The sequence below is a fragment of the Arthrobacter sp. P4_H3 genome (assembly GCF_056400885.1).
Genome location: NZ_JBFUKK010000010.1, coordinates 113,000 through 134,182, shown reverse-complemented (window position 1 = coordinate 134,182; position 21,183 = coordinate 113,000). Strand labels below are relative to the sequence as shown.

Here is a 21,183-nt window from a genome sequence, read left to right as displayed (position 1 = left end):
ATTCGACAATGGAACTGCTGCCCACCATCTGGTTCATCGCCATCGCGGTGCTGTGGACGGGATACCTCTTTCTCGAAGGATTCGACCTCGGCGTCGGCATGCTGATGAAGCTCTTCGCCCGGAACAACACCGAACGCCGCGTCCTGCTCAATACCATCGGACCCGTCTGGGACGGCAACGAGGTCTGGCTGCTGACCGCAGGCGGGGCAACGTTCGCCGCCTTCCCGCTCTGGTACGCCTCCCTGTTCTCCGCCCTGTACCTTCCCCTGCTGCTGGTCCTGGTGGCGCTCATTTTCCGTGCCGTGGCCTTTGAATACCGCGGCAAGGTGGACACGGACCGCTGGCGGGCCGTGTGGGACTGGGCCATCGCGGCCGGTTCCCTGGTGGCCGCTTTCGGCGTCGGCGCAGCGCTAGCCCTGACCACCACCGGGCTTCCGCTCAACTCCAACGGTGACCGCGAGGGCGGGCCGTTCGCCTGGTTCAGCGGCTACGCGGTCCTGGGCGGCCTTGCCGTGGTGTGCTTCTCCCTGCTGCATGCGCTGGCGTTCCTGGCACTGAAAACCGACGGCGATATCCGGCACCGCGCCCGCCGCTGGTTCGTCCGGCTCCTGCCGGTGCTGCTGCTGCCCATCGCCGGCTGGGCCATCAGCGTCCAGCTTCTCAGCGGCGAGGCCTGGACCATCGCCGCAGTGGCCGCGGCCGTGGTGGCCGCGGCCTTCGCCTGGCATTTCGGCCGGAACGGCCTGGAGGGGCGGGCGTTCCTGTCCCTCGGGGCGTTCCTGCTCCTCGGCAGCGCCTCGATTTTCGGTGCGGCCTTCCCGGTGGTTCTTCCCTCCACCATCAGCGCGGATTTCAACCTGACGATTTCCAATGCCTCATCCTCCGACTACACCCTGGGGCTCATGAGCATCGTGGCCTGCGTCGGACTTCCGCTCGTCCTGGCCTACCAGGCCTGGACGTACTGGGTGTTCCGCCGTCGCGTCAGCGCAGCGCACATTCCGGAAGCCCACAGCTTCCTGCCTGCCATCGCCGCCAGGGCGCTGGCCCCCAAGGACTAGGACCACATGAGACCGCAGTTCCCCGCCGGCCCCGCAAACCGGTCCGCGCTCTATTGGCTAGGCCTGCTCGCTGCACTCAAGGCGCTGTCGCTGGTCCTCATGGCACAGGCGGTGGCATCCGTCCTGGCCGGACTGGTCTCCGAGAGCCCGGCCTGGGCAGACCAGCTGGGCTGGGGACTCGCCGGCGTGGTGCTGCGGTCCCTGACCGTGTGGGCCCAGGGGGTCGCGTCACGCCGCGCGGCGCTCGGGGTCAAGGAGGAACTGCGCGCGGCACTGCTGGAACGCGCCCTGCGGAACGGCACGCGTGCGGCGGGTCCGTCCGACGGCGGCCTCGCCATCCTGGCCACGAGGGGCCTGGACGCCTTGGACAGCTACTACACGCAGTTCCTGCCCGCCCTCGTGAACTGTGCCGCGATCCCGCTCCTGCTGGGGGCGCGCATACTGTTCGCCGACTGGGTCAGCGCGGTGGTGATTGTCCTGACGGTGCCGCTGGTGCCGGTCTTTATGGTCCTGATCGGCCGCTACACCGAAGACCGGGTCCGGGCGGCGCAGTCCGCCCTGGCCCGGCTCTCGGGCCACATGCTGGAACTGGCCAAGGGGCTTCCTGTGCTGGTGGGTCTTGGCCGTGCCACCGCCCAGCGCAAGGCGCTCGAGGACATTTCCGAGCAGTACCGGTCCCGGACCATGGACACGCTCCGGACGGCCTTCCTCTCCGCCCTCGCCCTGGAACTCATCGCGACGATCTCGGTGGCCGTGGTGGCGGTCTTCATCGGCGTGCGCCTGGTGCATGGCGACATGGCCCTCGAAGCCGGGCTGCTCGCCCTGATCCTTGCCCCGGACTGCTACCTGCCGCTGCGTGAGCTGGGTACCGCCCATCACGCCAGCGACGACGGACGCGCCGCCCTTGCCGAGGTCACCGCCGTGATGGACGCGCCGGAAGCTGTCCCGCTGCGGCCCCAGGACAGCCTGGAGGCCGGGAAAAGGGCGTCCGACGGCGGCGCGGACCTTCCGGCGGTCACTGTCCGTGAGCTGACGGTTTCGTACGGCGGACGCCTGGACCCCGCCGTCGGGCCGCTGAGCTTCGACGCGCCCGCCGGGCAGATCACCGCCCTGGACGGCGCCAGCGGTGCCGGCAAGAGCACCATACTCGGCGTCCTGGCCGGCATCGTGGGCACAGGCGGCGGTACGGCCGTCAGCGGCCGCGTTGACGGGTTCGCGCCCTCGGACGTCGCCTGGGTGCCGCAGCATCCGGTCATGGTGGAGACCAGCGTCCTGGCCGAAGTGCGGCTCTACCTGGACGTTGCCGGGAATGCCAAAGCAGGGATTGCCGGGCATACCGGTGCCACTGACACGGGCGGTACCGACACTGTTGCCGGCAATACCGCGATGCGCTGCCTCGAGGCGGCCGGAGCCGGGCACCTGGCCGCCAAGCATCCCGCAGAGCTGAGCCCGGGGGAGCTCCGCAGGGTCGCCCTAGCGCGGGGCCTTGCCCGGATTGAAGCCGGTGCCACGCTGCTCCTGCTGGACGAGCCCACCGCACACCTGGACCGCAGCTCCGCCAATCTGGTCAACAGCGCCATCCGCACGCTGCGCGGCCGGGCCACCGTCCTGCTGGTGGCCCACGACCGGCTCACCCGGGAGCTCGCGGACCATATCGTGGCGGTGGCCCCCGGCGCGACCGTAGCGGTTCCGGTCGTCGGTGCGGCCGCGGAACATCCCGTGGCAGCGGACCGGACCGCCCGAACACCCGGTGCCGCTCCCGCCCGCGCGGCCGGTTCCGCCCCGGTGCAGGGCAGCACTGTACCGGCGCCGACCGGCGGCAACACCCCGGCCCGGATCTTCCGGCTGCTGCGGCCGCAGTCCCGGAAATTCGGCCTCGCCGGCGTGGTGGGTGTGCTGGCCGCGCTGTTCGCGGTTGCGCTGGCCGGACTGTCCGGCTGGCTGATCATCCGGGCCGCCGGGCAGCCGCCCATTCTCTACTTGCTCACCGCAATCGTGGGCGTGCGGTTCTTCGGCATCGGCAGGGCCGTCCTGCGCTACACCGAGCGGCTCCTGCTGCATGATGCCGTCTTCGCCTCGCTGACCCGGCTGCGGGGGCGGTTGTGGGATTCGCTGAGCCGGCGGGCGCTGTCGCTGCGCCGGCTCCTGCAGGGCGGTGACGTCCTGGGAACGGTGATTGACGACGTCGACACGGTCCGGGACCTGCTGCCCCGGGTGGTGCTGCCCCCGGTAACCGCCGTGGCTGTGGGCGCGGCAGCGGTGGCTGCCACCGGCCTGCTGCTGCCCGCAGCGCTGCCTGCCGTCATCGCCGCGGCGCTGGTTGCACTGGCGGCCGCGCCGGCGGCCGCACTGCTGGCGGACAGGATGTCCGCCCAGGCCGAACAACGGCTCCGCTCAGGGGTACTGCGTGACGTCGCCGCGGCCCTGGATGCCCGGGCCGAATTGCACGCCAACGGTGTCGCGGCGCCTGTGCTGTCCGCCATCGGAGACGCAGACAAAGCGGCAACGGCCGCCTCCCGCCGGTCAGCCTGGGCCGAAGGGCTGGGCCAGGCCGTCACCGTCCTGGCCTGCGGTGCTGCCGCCCTCGCCAGCGCTATGCTGGCCGGCCCCCAGGTGCTGGCCGGCTCCGTGGACGCGGCCACGGCCGCCGTCGTGGTTCTCCTGCAGCTGGCGCTCGTGGAACCGTATGCCGCCATGACCACGGCGGTCCGACAGTACCCTGCGCTCCGCCTGGTCCTGGACCGGGTCAGCGAAGCCGGCGTGCTGGACGCCGCCGGGGTCCGGGGCCCTGACACCGGCACGACCGATTCCGATGCCATGCCCTCCGGCGCCGTGGACTCCGGGGGACTGGAGCCCGTGGCGCAACGTCCGGATGCGCGGGCCGGGATCGAGCTCGAGGCGTTGTCCGCGGCCTGGCCCGCCGGGCCGGACGTCTTCACGGGGGTCTCCGCGACGGCGGAACCAGGCCGCTGGCTGGCCGTGACAGGAGCTTCAGGGTCGGGGAAATCCACCCTGCTGGCCGTGATGCTCGGGTTCCTGCCGCCGCGCTCCGGCCGGCTCGCCGTCAGCGGGCGGGCGGCGTGGTGCCCCCAGGAGGCGCACCTTTTTGATTCCACCATCCGCGGTAACCTCATGCTCGGCCGGCCCGAGGGCAAGGCCGGCGACGCGGAACAGGACATGGCGGACGCCCTGGCCGCCGTCGGACTGGAACCGCTGCTGCGCCGGCTGGCTGACGGCGCGGACACACGGATCGGACCCGCCGGCGCGTTCCTGAGCGGCGGGGAGCGGCAACGGCTGGCGGTGGCGAGGACGCTCATGACCGGCGCGGACGTGATCCTGCTGGACGAGCCCACCGCGCACCTTGACGCCGGAGCGGGCAGGGCAATGCTGGCCGACCTCCGCAGGGGGCTCACCGGACGGACTGTCGTGCTGGTGACGCACAACCCGGACGACATCGATGCGGCGGACCGCCGGCTGGACCTGGACGCAGGGTCTCACGCAGGGCTGACTACAGTGGACGGTGCGGGCGGCCCCGGTACGGGCACTGCTCCCGCTTCCAGGGAAATCGACGGCGCACCCGCCGCGGTCACGGGCCCGGTTCTGGCGCGGGGCGGAGCCGGCAGCTAGCCTGTTGGCATGCTCACCGATGACGCCCCGGCGTCCGTATCCTGGCAGAAATCCCTGGCTGGCCTGGGCCTGGACTGGCGACCCGCGGCGGAGCCTGACCTTGAGGCGTGGGCTGCCCTGATCGCACGGACGGCCGAGGTGGAAAAGCCGGTGTGGTTTGAGCGCATCGCGGACCTTGAACAGATCCTGCAGTCGAAGAAGAACCATCCCGCCGCCAACACCCTCCTGGTGCTGGACGGGCAGTCCGTTCCCCGCGCGTACGCCCGCATCACCAAGAACAAGGAGGGCGACAAGGCCTACGGCTTCGGCTGCGTCGACCCCGCCTGGCAGCGCCGGGGGATCGGCCTGGCGCTGCTCGGGTGGCTCAGCGAGCGGAGCACCCAGCGTTTCGGGGAAGACACCCGGCCTGCCGGGAGCGGGCCCGGCGCGGAGGGCCCCGTGCCGAGGCTGCGCATCCACATGGAGCAGCAGCACAAGCACCAGCAGCGGCTGCTCCGCCAAGCCGGGTTTCGCGTGGTTCGCTATTTCAACGAGATGCACCGTCACCTGGGCGGTGTACCCCTCCCCGAGGTGCGGCTTGCCGACGGGCTGGACCTGGTGACCATGCGCCCGGAGCTCAGCGAGGACGTCCGGCTGGCCCACAACGCCGCCTTCCGTGACCATTGGGGAAGCGAGCCCCGGGATGAGGAGTCGTGGGGATTCACCGTCAATGATCCGCAGGCGAGGCCGGACCTGAGCGCCGTGGTCCTTGACCGCAGCACCGGAACCGTGGCGGGCTACCAGCTGGCCAGTCACGATCCGGACAGCGCGGTGTCCCGGGGCTACAGCGAGGGCTACACGGACCTGCTGGGAGTGCGCCGCGAGTACCGCGGCCGCGGCATCGCGCAGGCACTGCTCGCCGACGCCATGCGGCGCTTCGCAGCTGCCGGCATGGACCGGGCGTCCCTGGATGTTGATTCCGAGAACCCCACCGGCGCGCTCGCGCTCTACGAAAAGATGGGCTACGCCGCCGTCAACAGAAGCCTGGCCTGGGACAAGGAACTGCCGCGCACCTGACCGGGCCTTCCGGTCAACTCAGGCGTCGACGTCGTGCAGGTGGTGGACGACGTCGTGCAGGAAGTACTGCGCGAGGGTCATGACCGTGAACTCCGACCCGTTGCTCCGGAGGCCCGTCCGGCCCCACTCGTCCTGGTGCACGCCGGCGAAGGACTCCGCGATCTGTTCGCCCTCGGCCGTCAGTTCGGCACTGACCACGGCGGGGTCGGCGTTGGCGTAGTCCTTCTCCACCGCTGTCTTGTCCTGGTCCCAGTCCTCGAACCGGGCGTTGTCCTGGCTGAGCATGAGGTCGAGCCTGTGGTCGAAGAGGCTGAAGACGTCCCGGACGTGCGATGCGTACTCCAGCACGGACCAGGTGGCGTCGTCCGGCCGTTCCGCCACATCCGCCCGGCGGAGGGCCGCCCGCCAGCGGGAAAGCATGTTGGACACGCTCCCGGGAACCGTGGCCGGAGTGACGGTTGACGCGTCGAAGCCGCATTCGGGGCAGGGCCGGGTCAGCACCCAGGTCCAGTCCTTTTCGTCGGGGATGATAGGCATGCCCGTAGTCTAAGCCCAGGTCAGGCTGGGCCCAATGGCGTCCACGGCCTGTGACAGCGGGATGCCGGAACCGTCCCTGCGGCCATGCTCCTGCGGAAGCGACCGCGCCACCCCAGCCAGCGAAGACGCCTTGGCAGGGCCGTGGCCAGCCCAGGCGATGAGGAGGGTGTCTTCGCCCTTCAGGAACCGGTGCGCCCGGACGCCCGCCGTCGCCCGGCCCTTGGCCGGGTACTCGGCGAACGCTGTTACTTTTCCGGCGCCGGGTGCGGTGCCCGGCAGGGCGCCGTCGGTTCCGGAAACCGTCACGACGACGGCGGCGTCGTCGCCCGGCGCGACCGTTCCGAAGAACAGGACCTGGTCCCCGGCGGCGAGCTTGATGCCTGCCATGCCGCCGGCAGTGCGGCCCTGCGGCCGGACGGTGCCGGCGCTGAAGCGCAGCAGCTGGGCCTGCCGGGTGAGGAACACCAGGTCGACGTCGTCGTCCCCGGCAGGTTCAACACCCACCACGGTGTCCTTGTCCTTGAGGGCGATGACTTCCCAGTCTTCGCGGTTGAGGGGGTAATCGGGCTGCACGCGTTTGACGATGCCCTGCGCCGTGCCGACTGCCAGGACCGTGTCCAGCGGCGCGAAGGCCACGAGCGTTTCGCCCTTCAGGAGCGTGATGAAGTCCTTGGCGGGCACGCCGCCGGCCAGGTTCGGCAGCCCGGACATCGGCGGCAGCACGGGCATGTCCATGACCTGGAGACGCAGCATCCGGCCGAGGGACGTGACGGCAGCGATTTCGCCGCGGGCGGAGGTTTTCACCACGGACCGGAAGACATCGTGCTTTGACCGCGGTCCGGATTCGGCGAGGGGCTCCTGGTTGGAGGTCCGGGCGATCTGTCCGCTGGCGGTCAGGATGGCCCAGCACGGGTCGTCGGCGATCTCCAGCGCGAGCGGGGCCGCCTTGCCCTTGCCGCCGGGTGCAGCGGCCACGGTGGGGGACACCGCCTCGGACTCGAGCAGGACCGTGCGGCGGGGTGTGCCGTACTTTTCGGCGATTTCGGCGAGCTCATCGGAGACAAGTTCGCGCAGGCGCTGGTCCGAACCCAGGATGGCCTCCAGCTCCGCGATCTCGCGCTTCAGCTGGTCCTGCTCTTTTTCGAGCTCGATCCGGGAGTACTTGGTCAGCTGCCGCAGCCGGAGTTCCAGGATGTAGTTCGCCTGGATTTCGGTGAGGTCGTAGATGGACATCAGGCGTTCCCGGGCGGCGGCCACCTCGTCCGAGGACCGGATGATCTGGATGACCTCGTCGATGTCCACGATGGCGATCAGCAGGCCCTCCACCAGGTGGAGGCGGTCCTTCTTCTTCGCCAGCCGGAACGCGGTCCGGCGCCGCACCACACTGATGCGGTGGCCGACGTAGACGGACAGCAGCTGCACCAGCCCCAGCGTCTGCGGCTGGCCGTCCACCAGCGTCACGTTGTTGATGCCGAAGGAATCTTCCATCGGCGAGTATCGGTAGAGCTGCTGGAGCACGGCGTTCGGGTTGAAGCCGTTCTTCAGCTCGATGACCAGGCGGAGCCCGTGCTTGCGGTCCGTGAGGTCCACAATGTCGCTGATGCCCGTCAGCTTCTTGCCGTTGACGGCGTCCTTGATCTTCTCGATCACCTTTTCCGGGCCCACCATGTAGGGAAGCTCGGTGACCACCAGGCCCGTGCGGCGGGCGGACAGCTGCTCCACTTCCACCTTGGCGCGGGTCTTGAACGAGCCGCGGCCGGTGGCGTATGCGTCGCGGATGCCGTCCAGGCCCACGATCCGTCCGCCCGTGGGCAGGTCCGGGCCGGGGACGAACCGCATGAGGTCCTCGAGGGTGGCCTCCGGGTTTGCGATCAGGTGCCTGGCCGCGGAGATGACCTCCACCAGGTTGTGCGGGGCCATGTTGGTGGCCATGCCGACGGCGATACCGGTGGCGCCGTTGACCAGCAGGTTGGGGAACGCGGCCGGGAGCACGTCCGGCTGGGTGAGCTGGTTGTCGTAGTTGGGGACGAAGTCCACCACGTCCTCGTCGAGGTGGTCCGTCAGCGTCAGGGCAGCCGCCGCCAGGCGGGCCTCCGTGTACCGCGGTGCTGCCGGGCCGTCGTCGAGCGAGCCGAAGTTGCCGTGGCCGTCGATCAGCGGCAGCCGCAGGGAAAAGTCCTGTGCCATCCGGACCATGGCATCGTAGATGGCGGTATCGCCGTGCGGGTGCAGCTTGCCCATGACCTCGCCCACCACACGGGCGCTTTTGACATGGCCGCGGTCCGGGCGAAGGCCCATCTCGCTCATCATGTAGAGGATGCGCCGCTGAACCGGCTTCAGGCCGTCGCGGGCGTCCGGGAGGGCCCTCGAATAGATGACCGAATATGCGTACTCGAGGAACGAGCCTTCCATTTCCGATGTGACGTCGATATCAACGATATTTTCGGTGTAGTCCTGGACGGCGTCCCCTGCCGGGGCGGAACTTTGGCGGCGGGCCATGGGGCTGGTGGATCCTTAACGGTTTACTGGCGGAGTTTTAGCTAGGCTAAGCCTATGGTGGATCAGCCCGGGGACGGCGTATATCCGGAATATTGGGAAGCCGATGTTGTTCTGCGGGACGGCGGGACGGCTCATTTGCGCCCCATCCACCCCTCTGATGCCGATGCGGTGCAGGCTTTCCATACCGGCCAATCGCAGAAGTCCATCTACATGCGGTTCTTCGCCTTCAAGGCGCGGCTCTCCAGCAAGGAGCTGAAGCGCTTCACGGAGGTGGACTACAAGGACCGGGTGGCGCTGGTGATCACCATCGGCGGGGAAATCCTGGGCATCGGCCGCTACGACCGGCTGGCCGATCCCGAAGAAGCCGAGGTTGCCTTCAATATAGCCGACGCCCACCAGGGCCGCGGCATCGGGTCCATCCTGCTGGAGCACCTGGCCGCCGCTGCCCGCGAAAACGGCATCCGCAAATTCAGCGCCGAAGTACTGCCGGAAAACCGCAAGATGCTGATGGTCTTCTCCGACGCCGGATACGACGTCAAACGGCACTTCGACGACGGCGTCGTGAGCCTGGAGTTCAACATCGACCCCACGGAGAAGTCCCGGGCAGTGATGGAGGCACGTGAACACCGTGCGGAGGCGCGCAGCATCCAGGAGCTGCTGGCGCCGTCGTCGGTTGCCGTGATCGGTGCCAGCCGCAAATGGGGCACGGTGGGCTACCAGCTGCTCGAACACATCATTGAAGGCGGCTTCACCGGCCCCGTCTATGCCATCAATCCTGAAGCCCTCGAACTCGCCGGGATGCTGTCCTTCGCCCGGCTTGCCGAAGTGCCTGACGCCGTCCGGCTGGCCGTCATAGCCGTCCCGTACGAGGAAGTTCCGAAGGTGGTGGCGGACTGCGCGGCGGCCGGGGTCAAAGGCGTTGTCGTCGCCACGGCCGGGTACGCCGACGACGGCGAACGCGGGCTGGCACGGCAGCGCGAGCTGGTCCGGCAGGCCCGGTCCAACGGGATGCGCGTGATCGGCCCGGCGTCCCTCGGCATCGTCAACACCAACCCGGCGGTGTCCCTGAACGCGTCCATGGCACCGAGCCTGCCCCGCCGCGGCGGCCTGGGCCTGTTCAGCCAGTCCGCGGCCATCGGAGTGTCCCTCTACGCGGCCTCCAGCCGGCGCCGCGTGGGCATCTCCACCTTCCTCTCCGCCGGCAACCGCGCGGACGTCTCCGGTAACGACATGATGCAGTTCTGGGAAGACGACGCCGACACCGCCGCGGTGGGGCTTTACCTCGAATCCATCGGCAACCCGCGCAAGTTCTCCCGCCTGGCACGGCGGCTGGCCCGCACCAAGCCCGTCATCGTGGCGAAGTCGGACGCCATGGGGCTCCAGCTCCCGCCGGGCCATGCCGTGCGCACCACCCAGGCGCCTGCCGGCGCCCTCGACGCGATGATGCGCCAGGCGGGTGTCATCCGGGTGGAAACCATTGAGCAGCTCATGGACGTCGCCCAGATCGTTTCCGGCCAGCCCCTGCCCGCCGGAGCGGACATTGCGGTGTTCAGCAACTCCCGGGCACTCGGCAAAGTGGTGGCGGACGCTGCCGCCGCGAACGGGCTGGGCGTTGAACGGATCGTCACCGACGTGGACCTCGACGCCGGCATGTCCCTGGCACTGCCGGCCCTCCGCGAAAGCCTGGGCCGGACCCTCGCTTCGGACTCCGTCCACGCCGTGGTGATAGCCCTGCTCCCCGCACGCGGCCTCACCGTGGAGAAAATCGCGGGTGTCCTGGCGGAATGCTCGGCTGCGGCCGGGAAACCGGTGGTTGCCGCCTTTACGGGCATCCTGGACCCGTCCATCTACGTCGAGGGCATGGTCGGCACAGACGCAGCCGCCGGTTCCGTGCCGTGCTACTCCAACCCGGGCGCTGCCGTCGCGGCGCTCGCCGCCGTCGTGAAGTACGCCGAGTGGGTGGTCCGCGACAAGGGCCTGTTCGTGGAGCCCGATGGCTGTGACCAGGAGAGCGTCAGGGCCGAACTGGAGGACCTGCTCCACGACGTCCCCGGTGAGCAGCTGGTGCAGCTCGCCCCGCCGACAGCAGCCACCCTGCTGGCCCATTACGGCATCCATGTGGTTCCCTCCGAAGGCTTCGAAACGCCCGACCAGGCCGTGGCGGCCGCGGACCGGCTGGGCTGGCCGGTGGTGCTCAAGACTATGGACCCCGCCCTGCGCCACAGGCTCGACCTTGGCGGCGTGCGGCTGGACATCCAGGACGCGGATTCATTGCGGCGGAACATCATCCAGATGCACCGCGCCCTGGCGCCGTACGGCTCGCCGTCGATGGAAATCCAGACCATGGCCCCGGTGGGGCAGGCCTGCACGTTCCGCGCCATTGAGGATCCGCTGCTGGGTCCCGTGGTGTCCTTCGGGCTGGCCGGCGACGCCGTGAACCTGCTGGATGACTGGTCCCACCGTGTTCCACCGCTGTCCGGGGCCGACGTCCACGACTTCATCCGCGCGCCGCGGGCGTCCCGGAAACTGTTCGGCTACCAGGGGCTGCCGGCGGTGGATGTGGCGGCGCTGGAGGACATTGCCGCGCGGCTGACCAGGCTGAAGGACAACCACCCCGAAATCGCGTTGATTGAGTTCAACCCCGTGCTGGCCGGCCCCGGCGGTGCATCGATCCTGTCCGCCGATGTCCGGATCGCCAATGCCGCCCAGCGGACCGACAGTGCGCGGCGGGCAATGCGGAGCTAGCGCGGACTGCGGCCGTGGGCTGCCCGCCTGGGCGGTGCGGGACACACAGTTAGCAAGTGCACAGCCGATCTGTGAAAATGGGGTAATGACCCAGCCTCCCACGTCGAAGCCGCAAGCACCCCGCTCCGGTCACCAGGCCGCACACAGCCACAGCGCACATGACCACGGTGCCCAGGGCCAGAGCCTCGATGGGGCGCTCCAGCAGGCAGGCTTCTACCCCCGGCTTGTCGCCGATGTTGTTGACGACGCCCTGGACGGCCGCGACTGCATGGCGCACCTTGTGCACCTGGAAACCCACTTCGACCGCGCCGAGGTCCGCCGCCACATCACCGTGCTGGTGCTGACGGACGACATGCTGGTCATTGCGCACGTTGACGACCAGCAGCTGGATGAGGCCGGGGAACAGATCGTTGCGCAGATTTCCACCGAGTCCGTGCCCGTGGCGCAGATCCGTTCCGTGGTGCTCAGCTACATGTACGCCCAGCCGCAGAACTACAAGCCGTCCGATCCCGTCCGCGAGCTGACCCTGTCCATTGCCTGGTCCGGCGGCCAGCGGCTGGACATGGGTCCGGCCAGCTGCGGCGACCCGCAGTGCGAAGCGGACCACGGCTACAGCGGCACCATCGCCCAGGAGGACATTGTGCTGCGTATCAGCGCCGAAGCCGACGGCCTGCAGGCCGTGCAGGACGCGAAGCTGTTCGCCCGGGCGCTGCGCGCTGTCAACACCGGCTCGGCCGCGCCTGCCCCGCATAGCGGCCCCGTAGCCGCGCCGCGTCCGCGCACCGGCGTTTTCGGAAACCGCCTCAGCCGCGGGCACCAGCGCTGAGATGACGCCCGAAAACCACTCAGAACCGTCAGTCATAGCCATCGCCGAAGGTGCCCCGTCGCCGTCGCCGTCGCCATTGCCCCCGGCGCCCGCCTTCGGCCAACGGTCCATCGCGGAAGTCCTCACCAGCGCGGCAGCCAGCCTCGGGATCGAAGGCTTTGAGAACAGGCTGAACCTGCCGGCGGCCAAGAGGGTGTGCGTTGTCCTGGCCGACGGGCTGGGCCGCAACCTGCTCAAGCAGAAATCGGCGCACACCCCCTTCCTCCGGTCGGTCATGCAGCAGGGCCAGGGAGCCGTGCCGGTGGCTCTGGACTCCGCCTTTCCGTCCACCACTGCGTCCTCCCTCGCCAGCTTCGGCACCGGACTCCCGGCCGGTCAGCACGGCATGGTGGGCTACGACGTCCTGGACCCGGTGCAGGACAAAGTGGTCAACATGCTGGGCAACTGGGATGCCGGTGTGGACCCCCGCGAGTGGCAGCCGTTTCCCACTGTCTTCGAGCGGGCATCCGCCTATACGGACGTCAGCACCATCAGCCTGCCGCAGTTCGGCGCGTCACCCATGACGCAGGCTGCGCTGCGGGGAGGCCGGTTCATCGCCGCCAGCACCCCGCACGCCAGGACTGCCGCGGCGGCAGAGGCCATGCTTGGTGCCGAAAGCTCGCTCATGTACTTCTACGTCAACGACCTGGACAAGGCCGGGCACCGCTACGGCTGCCAGTCGCCTCAGTGGGAACACCAGCTCGAAGAACTGGACGCGACCGTACGGCGGCTCAACGCCAGCCTGCCGCCGGGGACCACTGTCCTGCTGACGGCGGACCACGGCATGCTCGACGTCCCCGAATCGCAGCGTTTCGACTACTCCGCCGAGCCGGCCCTCATCGCTGGTGTGCGGCACACGGCGGGGGAGCCCCGCATGGTGCATCTGTATCTTGAGCCCGGAGCCGGGGAGCAGCACCGTGCCCGGCTGATCGACGCCTGGCGCGCCAGGTTCGGCGACAGGATCTGGGTGTTCACCCGGGAAGAGGCTGTCTCCGCCGGGCTGTTCGGCGCCGTCAGGCCGGAGGTCAGCCCTCGGATCGGGGACGTTATGGTCGCGGCCCGGGATGCCCTGGCGTTGTACGACACCCGTCGCGTCCGTCCTACCGCCCTGGAAGTGGTGGGGCAGCACGGCTCCCTGACCAAAGCGGAGCGTGAGGTTCCGCTGCTCTGCTTCCGGGCCCAGGGCAGAAAGGGAGCGCGTGGCTGAACTCGTCTTCTTCTCAGGCACCATGGACTGCGGAAAATCCACCCTCGCCCTGCAGATGGACCACAACCACCGGGCCCGGGGACGCGGCGGCGTCCGGTTCAGCCGCAACGACCGCGCCGGTGGTGCCCGGATCTCCAGCCGTCTCGGACTGGAGACGGACTGCGTGGAGGTCCTGGACACCACGGACTTCTGGGACGAGGTGGTCGGGCGCCGGACCCGCGGCCTCCGGGTGGACTACCTCATCTGTGATGAAGCCCAGTTCTACTCGCCGTTGCAGGTGGAGCAGCTGGCCCGCGTTGTGGACGAGATCGACGTCGACGTGTTTGCCTTTGGCATCAGCGCGGACTTCCGCACCCGGCTGTTTCCGGGATCCCAGCGGCTGATCGAACTCGCGGACCGTGTCCAGGTCCTGCAGGTGGAAGCGCTGTGCTGGTGCGGACGCCGGGCTACCCACAACGCCCGCACAGTTGACGGCGTGATGGTCACCGAAGGTGCGCAGGTCGTGGTGGGCGACGTCGACATGGCCGGTGACCCAACCGGCGCCGGCGAAGCGGACCACACTCCTGTGGTGGGATACGAGACACTGTGCCGGCGGCACTTCATGCGCAGGGTCACGGCCCACGGGGCTAATATCATGGCCCAGCAGGACCAGCTCCTGCCGTTTGAGGTGGACGCCTGCATGTGGCGCGGTTCCGGTGAAATCGGCCGCAGCTGAGTGGGTAGGGGGCCCGCGGCAGGTTAGTCGCCGGCAGGTCAGTCGCCGCGGGCGCCGAAGACTATTTCATCCCAGCTGGGCACGCTGGAGCGCTTGGGTTTGGATGGCTGCCGTTCGGGCTGGTCAACCTCACGGTCGCCCCCGGTTTCATTTCTGCTACCCGCCGGAGCATCGTCCCGGCTCCGCCTGGGGCTGCCGCCGCCAAGCAGCTCATCCAGGCCGACGGTCGGAGCGGATTCGCGGTTCCAGCCGGACTGACGCCCGGGCGCCGCGTCCTGGACGGGCATCGATTCAGGGGCGGAGACGGCTTCAGCGGCGGTGACGGCGTCGGGTGCCGCCGGAACGGTGCCGGACTCCGGCGTGGCCACGCCGTCCGGATCCGTGACCGGGCGCAGCGGTGACGCCACAATCGTGATCTCGCGGGTCTCCGTGCTGACGCCGTCGTGAAGCTTCAGCCGGTCGTCGCCGTCGTCGGAGTGCCGCGGAGCCAGACTGAGGCGGGAAAGCATCGAGACGCGGCCATCGCGTTTCCGGGTGAAGGAATCTCCCTTGGCGGCCGGCGCATCGGCTTCCTCGCCGCTTGGTCCTCCGGTCCCGGGATCTTCGGCCCCGGGCTCCGCCACCACTTCCGACGGCCGGGGGTGGGCGGCCGGAACACCGTTGGTGAGCAGCATTGCCAGTGCGTCGTCGCCGTCTTCATCCACGCCCAGCCGCTGGCCGCGGCGCGAGCGCAGCATATCGAGAAGGCCGTCCGCGTCCTTGCCGGATTGTCCCGACGCCGTCCGGGCGGCTGCAGCTTCGGCATCTGTTTCAAAGTCGAACGGGCGGTCCGAAACTGCCGACAGCCGGCGGGCCGGCACCGGCCCGTCAAGCGGCTCCAGTTCGCTCAGCTGCTGTGCCCAGCGGTTGGCGTTCTGCAACGATTTCCGGGCGGGACTGAAGGTCCACATGGCCGGAGGTTCCTCGCCAATGCTGGCGTGACCGCCGGGTTTGGTCTCAAAGCGGGCAACCACAGTCCAGGTTCCGTCCGGGCGCCGCCAGGAGTCCCATTCCACGGTTGAGGATTCGATGCCGTGGGCCGTCAGCCGGTGCGCCACCATGTCGCCCAGGGTGGCCGGGTTGTCGCCGAAGGCGGAGCGGTAGACATCATGGCCGGGGGCGGGTGAAGCCACCTCGATCTTCCGGGCCTGCTGGGCCACGTATTCCCGTTCTGCGAGCACCGGGCCTTCGTAGCGCTGGACCTTGGCCAGCGGAATGCCCGAGAGTTCTGAAACCTCGGCAGCCGTGGCACCGCTTCTGATGCGCGCCTGGATATCCCGCGGGGACATGGCGACAGGCGCGGCTGTGGCAGCACCGCGCGCCGGTGAGCGGCTGGCCGCGAGCCGGAGAGCTTCGTCGATCGGCAGCCGGAACATCTCGCCGCCGGTGCCGCCCAACAGGAGGTGCCCTCCGTCGTCGTGGACGCCTACAAGCCGTAGATCCTGCATACAAATCCTCCACCCTGGCATTACTGACATTCGAAACTCTGCCATCCGGCGGCCGTTTTTCCGGGGAGGGGAGAGGGCGCGCCGCGATATTCCGCGACTTTCCGGGCAGTATCGTCCGCTGGGTCAGGCTTAGCCCGCCCTCCGGCAGGACGCCGCAGGGAATCAAGCGGGAAAACTCTCGCTTTCACGGTCCGTTTGGGGAAAAATGGGCGCCTAAGTCGGGCACAAAACCGGGTAATCCAGCGTTTACATCGGTGAACCGGACCAGGGGACAGCCAAAGGGCGCAATTGCCCGGGAGGAGCCGTCACCGGGACCTGGCGATCCAACCGAACAAAGCGGAGTGTGAGCAGAAAACAATGGCGACAGATTATGATGCGCCGCGGAAATCAGAAGAGGACCTGAACGAAGATTCCATTGAGGAATTGAAGACCCGGCGTTCGGACAAGCCAACGGCTGTGGTGGATGTGGACGAAACCGACCTGGCCGAAGGCTATGAACTCCCGGGTGCTGACCTGTCCGGTGAGGAACTCCTGGTCCGCGTTATGCCGGCCCAGGCTGATGAATTCACCTGCTCGTCATGCTTCCTTGTCCGTCACCGCTCGCAGATCGCCCGCGAAAAGGACGGGTTGCTCTTCTGCAAGGACTGCGAGGGCTGACAGGGGCGGCGGGAGCCGTCCCCTAATGCCATGCGCGCGGCAGCCTCAGGAGGTGGTGAGGGCCGCCGTCAGCTGTGCCGGCCGCCGTGTGGACGTGAGCCAGTACGGCGTGGGATCGGAAGGATCCGTGATCTCAATCCTGACCACCGGGTCCACCCAGCCGCGGATACAGAGGTAAGCCAGTCCGTTCAGGCGGGGGCCGCGTTCGGCCGTGGCCTCCTTGCCGCTGAACGGCGTCACCGCACCGATGAAACGGCGCTCGATGGTGGCCCGCCCTACCTGAAGCGTTTCCGCGGTGACCGTGATCGACGGCGTGGACAGGACGAGCAGAACCGCGATGATGACGAAGAGCACCACTGCCGCCGTAATGCCGGCAGCAATGCTGATCGGGGCGAACACCAGGATGCCGGCGCCGGAGACTCCGGCTGCCACCAGCCAGATCCACAGATTGGGGTGGAGCTTCTCGCTGTATAGAACGGTTGTTCCATGGGGTGTGCTGTTGGGGGCAGGCACAGCTGCACTAGATTCCGGCATAGGCCCAGCTTTCCACCTTTTCCGGGGTATTTCACCTTGGCTTCAGCGCCGGCCGCGGCCCCCGGCGGCTAGGCCCAAGGCCGTTACGGGCGTTAGAGTGAATGACTGTGACTGAAGAAACTGCAGCCGTGAGTACTTTGCCGCCGAACTCCCTGGAAGGCAGCGCCGGTGCCTACGGATCGCCCACCCTGTCGGTTCAGCTGAAAATGCTCGACGCCGGCCTCGAAGCCCCCTCGTACGCGCACCCCGGCGATGCCGGAGCGGATCTCCGTGCGCGCGAGGACGTGCTCCTCGAGCCGGGTGAGCGCCGGCTGGTCCCCACCGGGGTCTCCATCGCCTTGCCGAACGGCTACGTCGCCCTCATCCACCCGCGCTCGGGGCTCGCCACCAAGCACGGCCTGACAGTGGTCAACGCCCCGGGAACGGTCGACGCCGGATACCGCGGCGAGATCGCTGTGACTCTCCTGAACACGGACCGCGAGAAGGCCATCGAGCTGCGGCGCGGCGATAGAATTGCCCAGATGGTCATTCAACGCGTGGAGTACGCGCAGTTTGTGGCCGTCGCGGAATTGAGCGACTCAGTCCGCGGTGACGGCGGCTTCGGTTCCACCGGCGGATTCGCGGCACCGCAGGCCTAGCCCCCGGCGCTGCCGGCTTTGCCGGTAGTGCTGGTTCTGCCGGCCTTTGCCGGCGCTGCATGACTTACCGCGCTGCCCAGGTGGCGCCGCGGGACAAGATCACAACTAAGGAGACAACCCGATGGTTTTTGGGCGTGGCAAGAAGGCCAAGAAGGACCAGGCAGCAGAGCCCGGGGACACCCTGGAGACTGCAGAAGCCGTTGCCGCGGAAAGCACGGGCCGGGAAGCCACGGGGCCTTTCGACGTCTCGGAAATCGACAGCACCAATGGATATGTGGACCTCGGCGCCCTCCTGATTGCACCCCGTGAAGGACTCCAGCTGCGCCTCGAGGTCGAGGAAGCCACCCAGCGGGTTGTGGCCGTCACCATGGACCTGGAAGGTTCGAGCCTGCAGCTCCAGGCCTTCGCTGCCCCGCGCAGCGAGGGACTCTGGGATGAAATCCGTGAGCAGATCGGACAGTCCGTGGGAAGCCAGGGCGGCCAGGTCGAAGAGGTCCCCGGTGCCTTCGGCACCGAGCTGGTGGCGAAGCTTCCGGCAGGCACGGGCGACGGCGCCAGCGGCTACCGCGTGGCCCGGTTCATCGGCGTCGACGGTCCCCGCTGGTTCCTGCGCGGCGTTCTGGGCGGCGAGGCCGCCATTGACCGCGACGCCGCCGCAAACCTTGAATCCCTGTTCCGGCAGATCGTGGTGGTCCGGGGCGAGAGCCCGATGCCGCCGCGTGACCTGCTTCAGCTCCGCCTGCCGAAGGACTCGACGCCCCAGCCGCCGCAGGGCGCACCCGACTTCGAGCAGCCCGAGCGCGGACCGGAGATCACCCAGATTGGCTGACCCGGCCGGCGAATTTCCGCAGCCCGACCTCTCCATCAGTGGATTGCCGGACCGTGGACGCGTGCTGTGCCATGGCTTTATTGAATCCGTGACCTACGTTCCGGCCACGCAGGTGGCCTCGTTCACCGCAATCGTCACCGACCACGATGTCCCGCCAGGCAAGGCCGGCTTCGTCCCGGCCGCCGCGGAGCCGCCGACGGCGCGGAAACCCGGGGGACCGGGCCGCCGCGACCGTCTGCGGGTCGTGTGGCTCGGCCGGCGGCGGGTTTCCGGCGTGGATCCCGGCTGCGAGCTTCGGCTGGAAGGCATGCTGACGTTCCGCGACGGCCTTCCCACCATGTTCAATCCCCGCTACGAAATACTGTCCCGCCAGGAGAACCAATGACGCCGTCCGAGAACCCGGATCCCGCAGCCGGGCCCGCCGCGTCCGAACCGGTCAAACCACCACCCACGCCGGAGACCCCTTCAATGGCCGCCTTCGCGGAAGACTACGCGGTCAAGGCCGGGCTGCACCGGTCCAAGGACGGCAGCATCGACGTGCTCAAGAGCGCCGGCGGGGTACAGGGCATCGCCGAGAGCATTCTTCCCGGCCTCATGTTCCTGGTGGCCTTCACCATAACGCGCGAGCTGACCCTCTCCCTGATTGCCGCCCTGGCGGCGGCTGCCGCTTTCACCGTGGCCCGGCTGGTCCAGCGGCGTCCGCTGACCCAGGCACTCGCCGGGATCGCCGGCGTCGGCATCTCCGCGTGGCTGGCCAACACCACCGGCAAAGCGGAGGACTTCTATGTCCTCGGATTCCTTACCAACGCCGCCTACATCACGGGGATGGTGATTTCCATTGCGCTCCGCTGGCCCATTGCCGGGCTGCTGTTCGGCTTCATCCGGAACGAGGGCCTGGAATGGCGCAAGGAGCCGGCCCGGGTCCGGGCCTACCGCCTGGGCACGTGGGTGATCGTGGCCGTCCTCGCGCTGCGGCTGCTGGTCCAGGTGCCGCTGTATCTCCTCGGCGAGCAGGGACTGGCGGGCCTCGCCACCACGCGGCTCATCATGGGTGCCCCGCTGTACATCCTGGGCATCTGGGTTGCATGGCTCATCACCAAGCCCGTGGCGCCGGCGCCGCCGTCAGCGCAGCCGGGTGATCCTTCGCAGCCGGGTTCGCCGCCACAGCACTAGCCGTCGAAGCCGTCCTCCTCCGGAGCCTGCTGCTCCGGCCGTTCGGCGGCATCCGGATGCCCGTCGTCTGATCCGTGCTGCCGGTCCGGTTCGTGGTCCTGCTGCTGGTCGGGGGACAGCAGCGCCCGGAGGCCGTCTTCGGCGGCGATGGTGGTGACGAAAAACAGTTCGTCGCCGCCGTCGATCACGTCGTCCCGGCTGGGCGTGATGGGCGCCTGGTCACGGAGGATCGCCACGAGCGTGGAGTCTTCGGGCCAGTCGATGCCTCCCACGGTGAGCCCGATGACATGCGAGTCGTGGGGCACCGTGAACTCCACCAGGGACGAAACCCCCGTCTGCAGGGTGAGCAGCCGGACGAGGTCCCCGATTTCCACCGCTTCCTCAACCAGGGCGGTCATGAGCTGCGGGGTGTTGACCGCGACGTCGACACCCCACGAATCGTTGAACATCCAGTCGTTCTTCGGGTTGTTGACGCGCCCGACAGTACGGCCGACGCCGAACTCGGTCTTCGCCAGCAGCGACACCACAAGGTTGACCTTGTCGTCTCCCGTAGCGGAAACCACCACTTCGGCGTCTTCGAGCTTGGCATCCTGGAGCGTGCTCAGCTCGCAGGCATCCCCGACCAGCCAGTGTGCGCCCCGGAGCCCGCTGCGCCCGATGACTTCCGGTTTCAGGTCGATCAGCAGGATCTCGTGCTTGTGGGCGAGGAGCTCACGGGCGATCGAGGAACCGACGCTGCCTGCCCCGACGATGACGACTTTCACTTACTGCTCCTTGGGGGGTTCTTTGGCAAGAATGTGGCCGACTTCGGCGCTTCGGTCCACGCGCAGCATGGCGTGGACCGTGTCGCCCTCCTGGTAGGACGTCCCGGCCCCGGGCAGCATGCCTTCGCCGAACCGGGTCAGGTAGGCAACCCGGATTCCGGCCACCTTTTCGATTTCGGCCACGGCGTGGCCAACCCAGGACGGGTCGAGGTCGATTTCGGCGAGGACCAGGCGACCGGAAGGCTCCCGGAAGTCTCCAGCGAGGTGCTGTTCGGGGAGTATCCGGCGCAGCACCTGGTCAGCGCTCCACCGCACCGCCGCCACCGTCGGAATGCCCAGCCGCTGGTAGATCTCGGCGCGGCCGGGGTCGTAGATCCGGGCCACGACGTGGGGGACATGGAAAGTTTCGCGGGCAACCCGGGTGGCCAGGATATTGGAGTTGTCACCGCTGGAGACTGCGGCGAAGGCATAAGCCTCGCTCACGCCCGCCTGCTTCAGGGTTTCCCGGTCGAACCCGACCCCGGTCACCTTCCGGCCGGAAAAACCCGTCCGGAGCCTGCGGAAGGCACGGTCGTCCTGGTCGATGATGGCCACCGAGTGGCCCGCATCCTCGAGGGTGTGCGCCAGTGTTGCTCCCACGCGCCCACAACCCATGATCACGAAGTGCGCCACCCGTGCCTCCTCAGTCATTTTTCCTGTTGCTCCGTAAGACTCTACCGGCCCGCCGGGTCGCGCTGCCCAGCGTCCGGCAGATCCCGCCCGGCCGCCGCGGAGGCACCGTGCGGAGGCCGT

Annotated in this window: 18 protein-coding genes; 12 read left to right on the top strand and 6 right to left on the bottom strand. The window is 68.6% G+C overall.

The window, feature by feature from the left end:
• The first annotated feature begins 8 nt into the window (after positions 1 to 8).
• From cydB to AC1DRE_RS15035, 3 genes are read left to right on the top strand one after another with little or no spacing between them, the layout of a single operon-like run.
• Positions 9 to 1,058 carry a cytochrome d ubiquinol oxidase subunit II gene (cydB, locus tag AC1DRE_RS15045; protein ID WP_476985347.1) on the top strand — a complete coding sequence of 350 codons (1,050 nt, stop codon included), beginning with the start codon at positions 9 to 11 and terminating at the stop codon, positions 1,056 to 1,058.
• A 6-nt stretch (positions 1,059 to 1,064) separates the two neighbouring features.
• Positions 1,065 to 4,685, top strand: coding sequence for a thiol reductant ABC exporter subunit CydD (gene cydD / locus AC1DRE_RS15040; protein WP_476985346.1), 3,621 nt, complete (start codon positions 1,065 to 1,067; stop codon positions 4,683 to 4,685).
• A gap of 9 nt (positions 4,686 to 4,694) precedes the next feature.
• The gene (locus AC1DRE_RS15035; RefSeq protein ID WP_476985345.1) at positions 4,695 to 5,741 is read left to right on the top strand and encodes a GNAT family N-acetyltransferase; all 1,047 of its coding nucleotides are present in this window, start codon (positions 4,695 to 4,697) and stop codon (positions 5,739 to 5,741) included.
• A gap of 18 nt (positions 5,742 to 5,759) precedes the next feature.
• Here the strand turns inward: AC1DRE_RS15035 and AC1DRE_RS15030 are convergent, their stop codons facing one another.
• Entirely contained in the window at positions 5,760 to 6,278 is a 519-nt protein-coding gene (locus AC1DRE_RS15030) for a DinB family protein (protein WP_476985344.1), read from the bottom strand.
• A 9-nt stretch (positions 6,279 to 6,287) separates the two neighbouring features.
• Entirely contained in the window at positions 6,288 to 8,777 is a 2,490-nt protein-coding gene (locus tag AC1DRE_RS15025) for a DNA gyrase/topoisomerase IV subunit A (protein WP_476985343.1), read from the bottom strand.
• Between the two features lie 54 nt (positions 8,778 to 8,831).
• Here AC1DRE_RS15025 and AC1DRE_RS15020 point away from each other — a divergent pair, with 54 nt between their 5' ends.
• The 4 genes from AC1DRE_RS15020 (at position 8,832) to AC1DRE_RS15005 (ending at position 14,309) form a co-directional block, all read left to right on the top strand.
• Positions 8,832 to 11,522 carry a bifunctional acetate--CoA ligase family protein/GNAT family N-acetyltransferase gene (locus tag AC1DRE_RS15020; protein WP_476985342.1) on the top strand — a complete coding sequence of 897 codons (2,691 nt, stop codon included), beginning with the start codon at positions 8,832 to 8,834 and terminating at the stop codon, positions 11,520 to 11,522.
• An 85-nt stretch (positions 11,523 to 11,607) separates the two neighbouring features.
• Positions 11,608 to 12,348 (top strand): DUF5998 family protein, encoded by a 741-nt coding sequence (locus AC1DRE_RS15015; protein ID WP_476985341.1) that lies wholly within the window; start codon positions 11,608 to 11,610, stop codon positions 12,346 to 12,348.
• A 1-nt stretch (position 12,349) separates the two neighbouring features.
• The gene (locus AC1DRE_RS15010; protein ID WP_476985340.1) at positions 12,350 to 13,594 is read left to right on the top strand and encodes an alkaline phosphatase family protein; all 1,245 of its coding nucleotides are present in this window, start codon (positions 12,350 to 12,352) and stop codon (positions 13,592 to 13,594) included.
• The gene (locus tag AC1DRE_RS15005) at positions 13,587 to 14,309 is read left to right on the top strand and encodes a thymidine kinase (protein ID WP_476985339.1); all 723 of its coding nucleotides are present in this window, start codon (positions 13,587 to 13,589) and stop codon (positions 14,307 to 14,309) included. The genes AC1DRE_RS15010 and AC1DRE_RS15005 overlap by 8 nt, the downstream gene beginning before the upstream one ends.
• A gap of 38 nt (positions 14,310 to 14,347) precedes the next feature.
• Here the strand turns inward: AC1DRE_RS15005 and sepH are convergent, their stop codons facing one another.
• A complete protein-coding gene (gene sepH, locus AC1DRE_RS15000) occupies positions 14,348 to 15,796 on the bottom strand; it encodes a septation protein SepH (RefSeq protein ID WP_476985338.1) in 1,449 nt (482 codons plus the stop codon).
• Positions 15,797 to 16,153: 357 nt separating this feature from the next.
• On the opposite strand from sepH, the gene AC1DRE_RS14995 reads away from it, so the two are divergent.
• On the top strand, positions 16,154 to 16,453 hold the full coding sequence (locus AC1DRE_RS14995) for a DUF4193 domain-containing protein (protein WP_214954932.1): 300 nt from the start codon (positions 16,154 to 16,156) through the stop codon (positions 16,451 to 16,453).
• A gap of 45 nt (positions 16,454 to 16,498) precedes the next feature.
• On the opposite strand, the gene AC1DRE_RS14990 is transcribed toward AC1DRE_RS14995, so the two are convergent.
• On the bottom strand, positions 16,499 to 16,987 hold the full coding sequence (locus tag AC1DRE_RS14990; RefSeq protein WP_476985337.1) for a DUF3093 domain-containing protein: 489 nt from the start codon (positions 16,985 to 16,987) through the stop codon (positions 16,499 to 16,501).
• A 107-nt stretch (positions 16,988 to 17,094) separates the two neighbouring features.
• Here AC1DRE_RS14990 and dut point away from each other — a divergent pair, with 107 nt between their 5' ends.
• The 4 genes from dut (at position 17,095) to AC1DRE_RS14970 (ending at position 19,627) form a co-directional block, all read left to right on the top strand.
• Positions 17,095 to 17,625 (top strand): dUTP diphosphatase, encoded by a 531-nt coding sequence (gene dut / locus AC1DRE_RS14985; protein WP_476985336.1) that lies wholly within the window; start codon positions 17,095 to 17,097, stop codon positions 17,623 to 17,625.
• 121 nt (positions 17,626 to 17,746) lie between these two features.
• The gene (locus tag AC1DRE_RS14980; RefSeq protein WP_476985335.1) at positions 17,747 to 18,454 is read left to right on the top strand and encodes a DUF3710 domain-containing protein; all 708 of its coding nucleotides are present in this window, start codon (positions 17,747 to 17,749) and stop codon (positions 18,452 to 18,454) included.
• The gene (locus AC1DRE_RS14975) at positions 18,447 to 18,839 is read left to right on the top strand and encodes a hypothetical protein (protein WP_476985334.1); all 393 of its coding nucleotides are present in this window, start codon (positions 18,447 to 18,449) and stop codon (positions 18,837 to 18,839) included. The genes AC1DRE_RS14980 and AC1DRE_RS14975 overlap by 8 nt, the downstream gene beginning before the upstream one ends.
• Positions 18,836 to 19,627: a DUF3159 domain-containing protein gene (locus AC1DRE_RS14970; protein WP_476985333.1), complete on the top strand. Its 792-nt coding sequence runs from the start codon at positions 18,836 to 18,838 to the stop codon at positions 19,625 to 19,627. The genes AC1DRE_RS14975 and AC1DRE_RS14970 overlap by 4 nt, the downstream gene beginning before the upstream one ends.
• Here the strand turns inward: AC1DRE_RS14970 and AC1DRE_RS14965 are convergent.
• Positions 19,624 to 20,391, bottom strand: coding sequence for a potassium channel family protein (locus AC1DRE_RS14965; protein ID WP_476985332.1), 768 nt, complete (start codon positions 20,389 to 20,391; stop codon positions 19,624 to 19,626). The genes AC1DRE_RS14970 and AC1DRE_RS14965 overlap by 4 nt on opposite strands.
• Positions 20,392 to 21,063, bottom strand: a complete 672-nt coding sequence (locus AC1DRE_RS14960; RefSeq protein ID WP_104174975.1) for a potassium channel family protein — start codon at positions 21,061 to 21,063, stop codon at positions 20,392 to 20,394.
• Between the last annotated feature and the right edge of the window lie 120 nt (positions 21,064 to 21,183).

Coding starts and splice junctions, on each gene's coding strand:
- AC1DRE_RS15010 (WP_476985340.1), top strand. CDS start 12,350: ATGACGCCCGAAAACCACTCAGAACCGTCAGTCATAGCCATCGCCGAA.
- AC1DRE_RS15035 (WP_476985345.1), top strand. CDS start 4,695: ATGCTCACCGATGACGCCCCGGCGTCCGTATCCTGGCAGAAATCCCTG.
- sepH (WP_476985338.1), bottom strand. CDS start 15,796: ATGCAGGATCTACGGCTTGTAGGCGTCCACGACGACGGAGGGCACCTC.
- AC1DRE_RS14990 (WP_476985337.1), bottom strand. CDS start 16,987: ATGCCGGAATCTAGTGCAGCTGTGCCTGCCCCCAACAGCACACCCCAT.
- cydB (WP_476985347.1), top strand. CDS start 9: ATGGAACTGCTGCCCACCATCTGGTTCATCGCCATCGCGGTGCTGTGG.
- AC1DRE_RS15020 (WP_476985342.1), top strand. CDS start 8,832: ATGGTGGATCAGCCCGGGGACGGCGTATATCCGGAATATTGGGAAGCC.
- AC1DRE_RS14995 (WP_214954932.1), top strand. CDS start 16,154: ATGGCGACAGATTATGATGCGCCGCGGAAATCAGAAGAGGACCTGAAC.
- AC1DRE_RS14980 (WP_476985335.1), top strand. CDS start 17,747: ATGGTTTTTGGGCGTGGCAAGAAGGCCAAGAAGGACCAGGCAGCAGAG.
- cydD (WP_476985346.1), top strand. CDS start 1,065: ATGAGACCGCAGTTCCCCGCCGGCCCCGCAAACCGGTCCGCGCTCTAT.
- AC1DRE_RS15025 (WP_476985343.1), bottom strand. CDS start 8,777: ATGGCCCGCCGCCAAAGTTCCGCCCCGGCAGGGGACGCCGTCCAGGAC.
- AC1DRE_RS15015 (WP_476985341.1), top strand. CDS start 11,608: ATGACCCAGCCTCCCACGTCGAAGCCGCAAGCACCCCGCTCCGGTCAC.
- AC1DRE_RS15030 (WP_476985344.1), bottom strand. CDS start 6,278: ATGCCTATCATCCCCGACGAAAAGGACTGGACCTGGGTGCTGACCCGG.
- AC1DRE_RS14970 (WP_476985333.1), top strand. CDS start 18,836: ATGACGCCGTCCGAGAACCCGGATCCCGCAGCCGGGCCCGCCGCGTCC.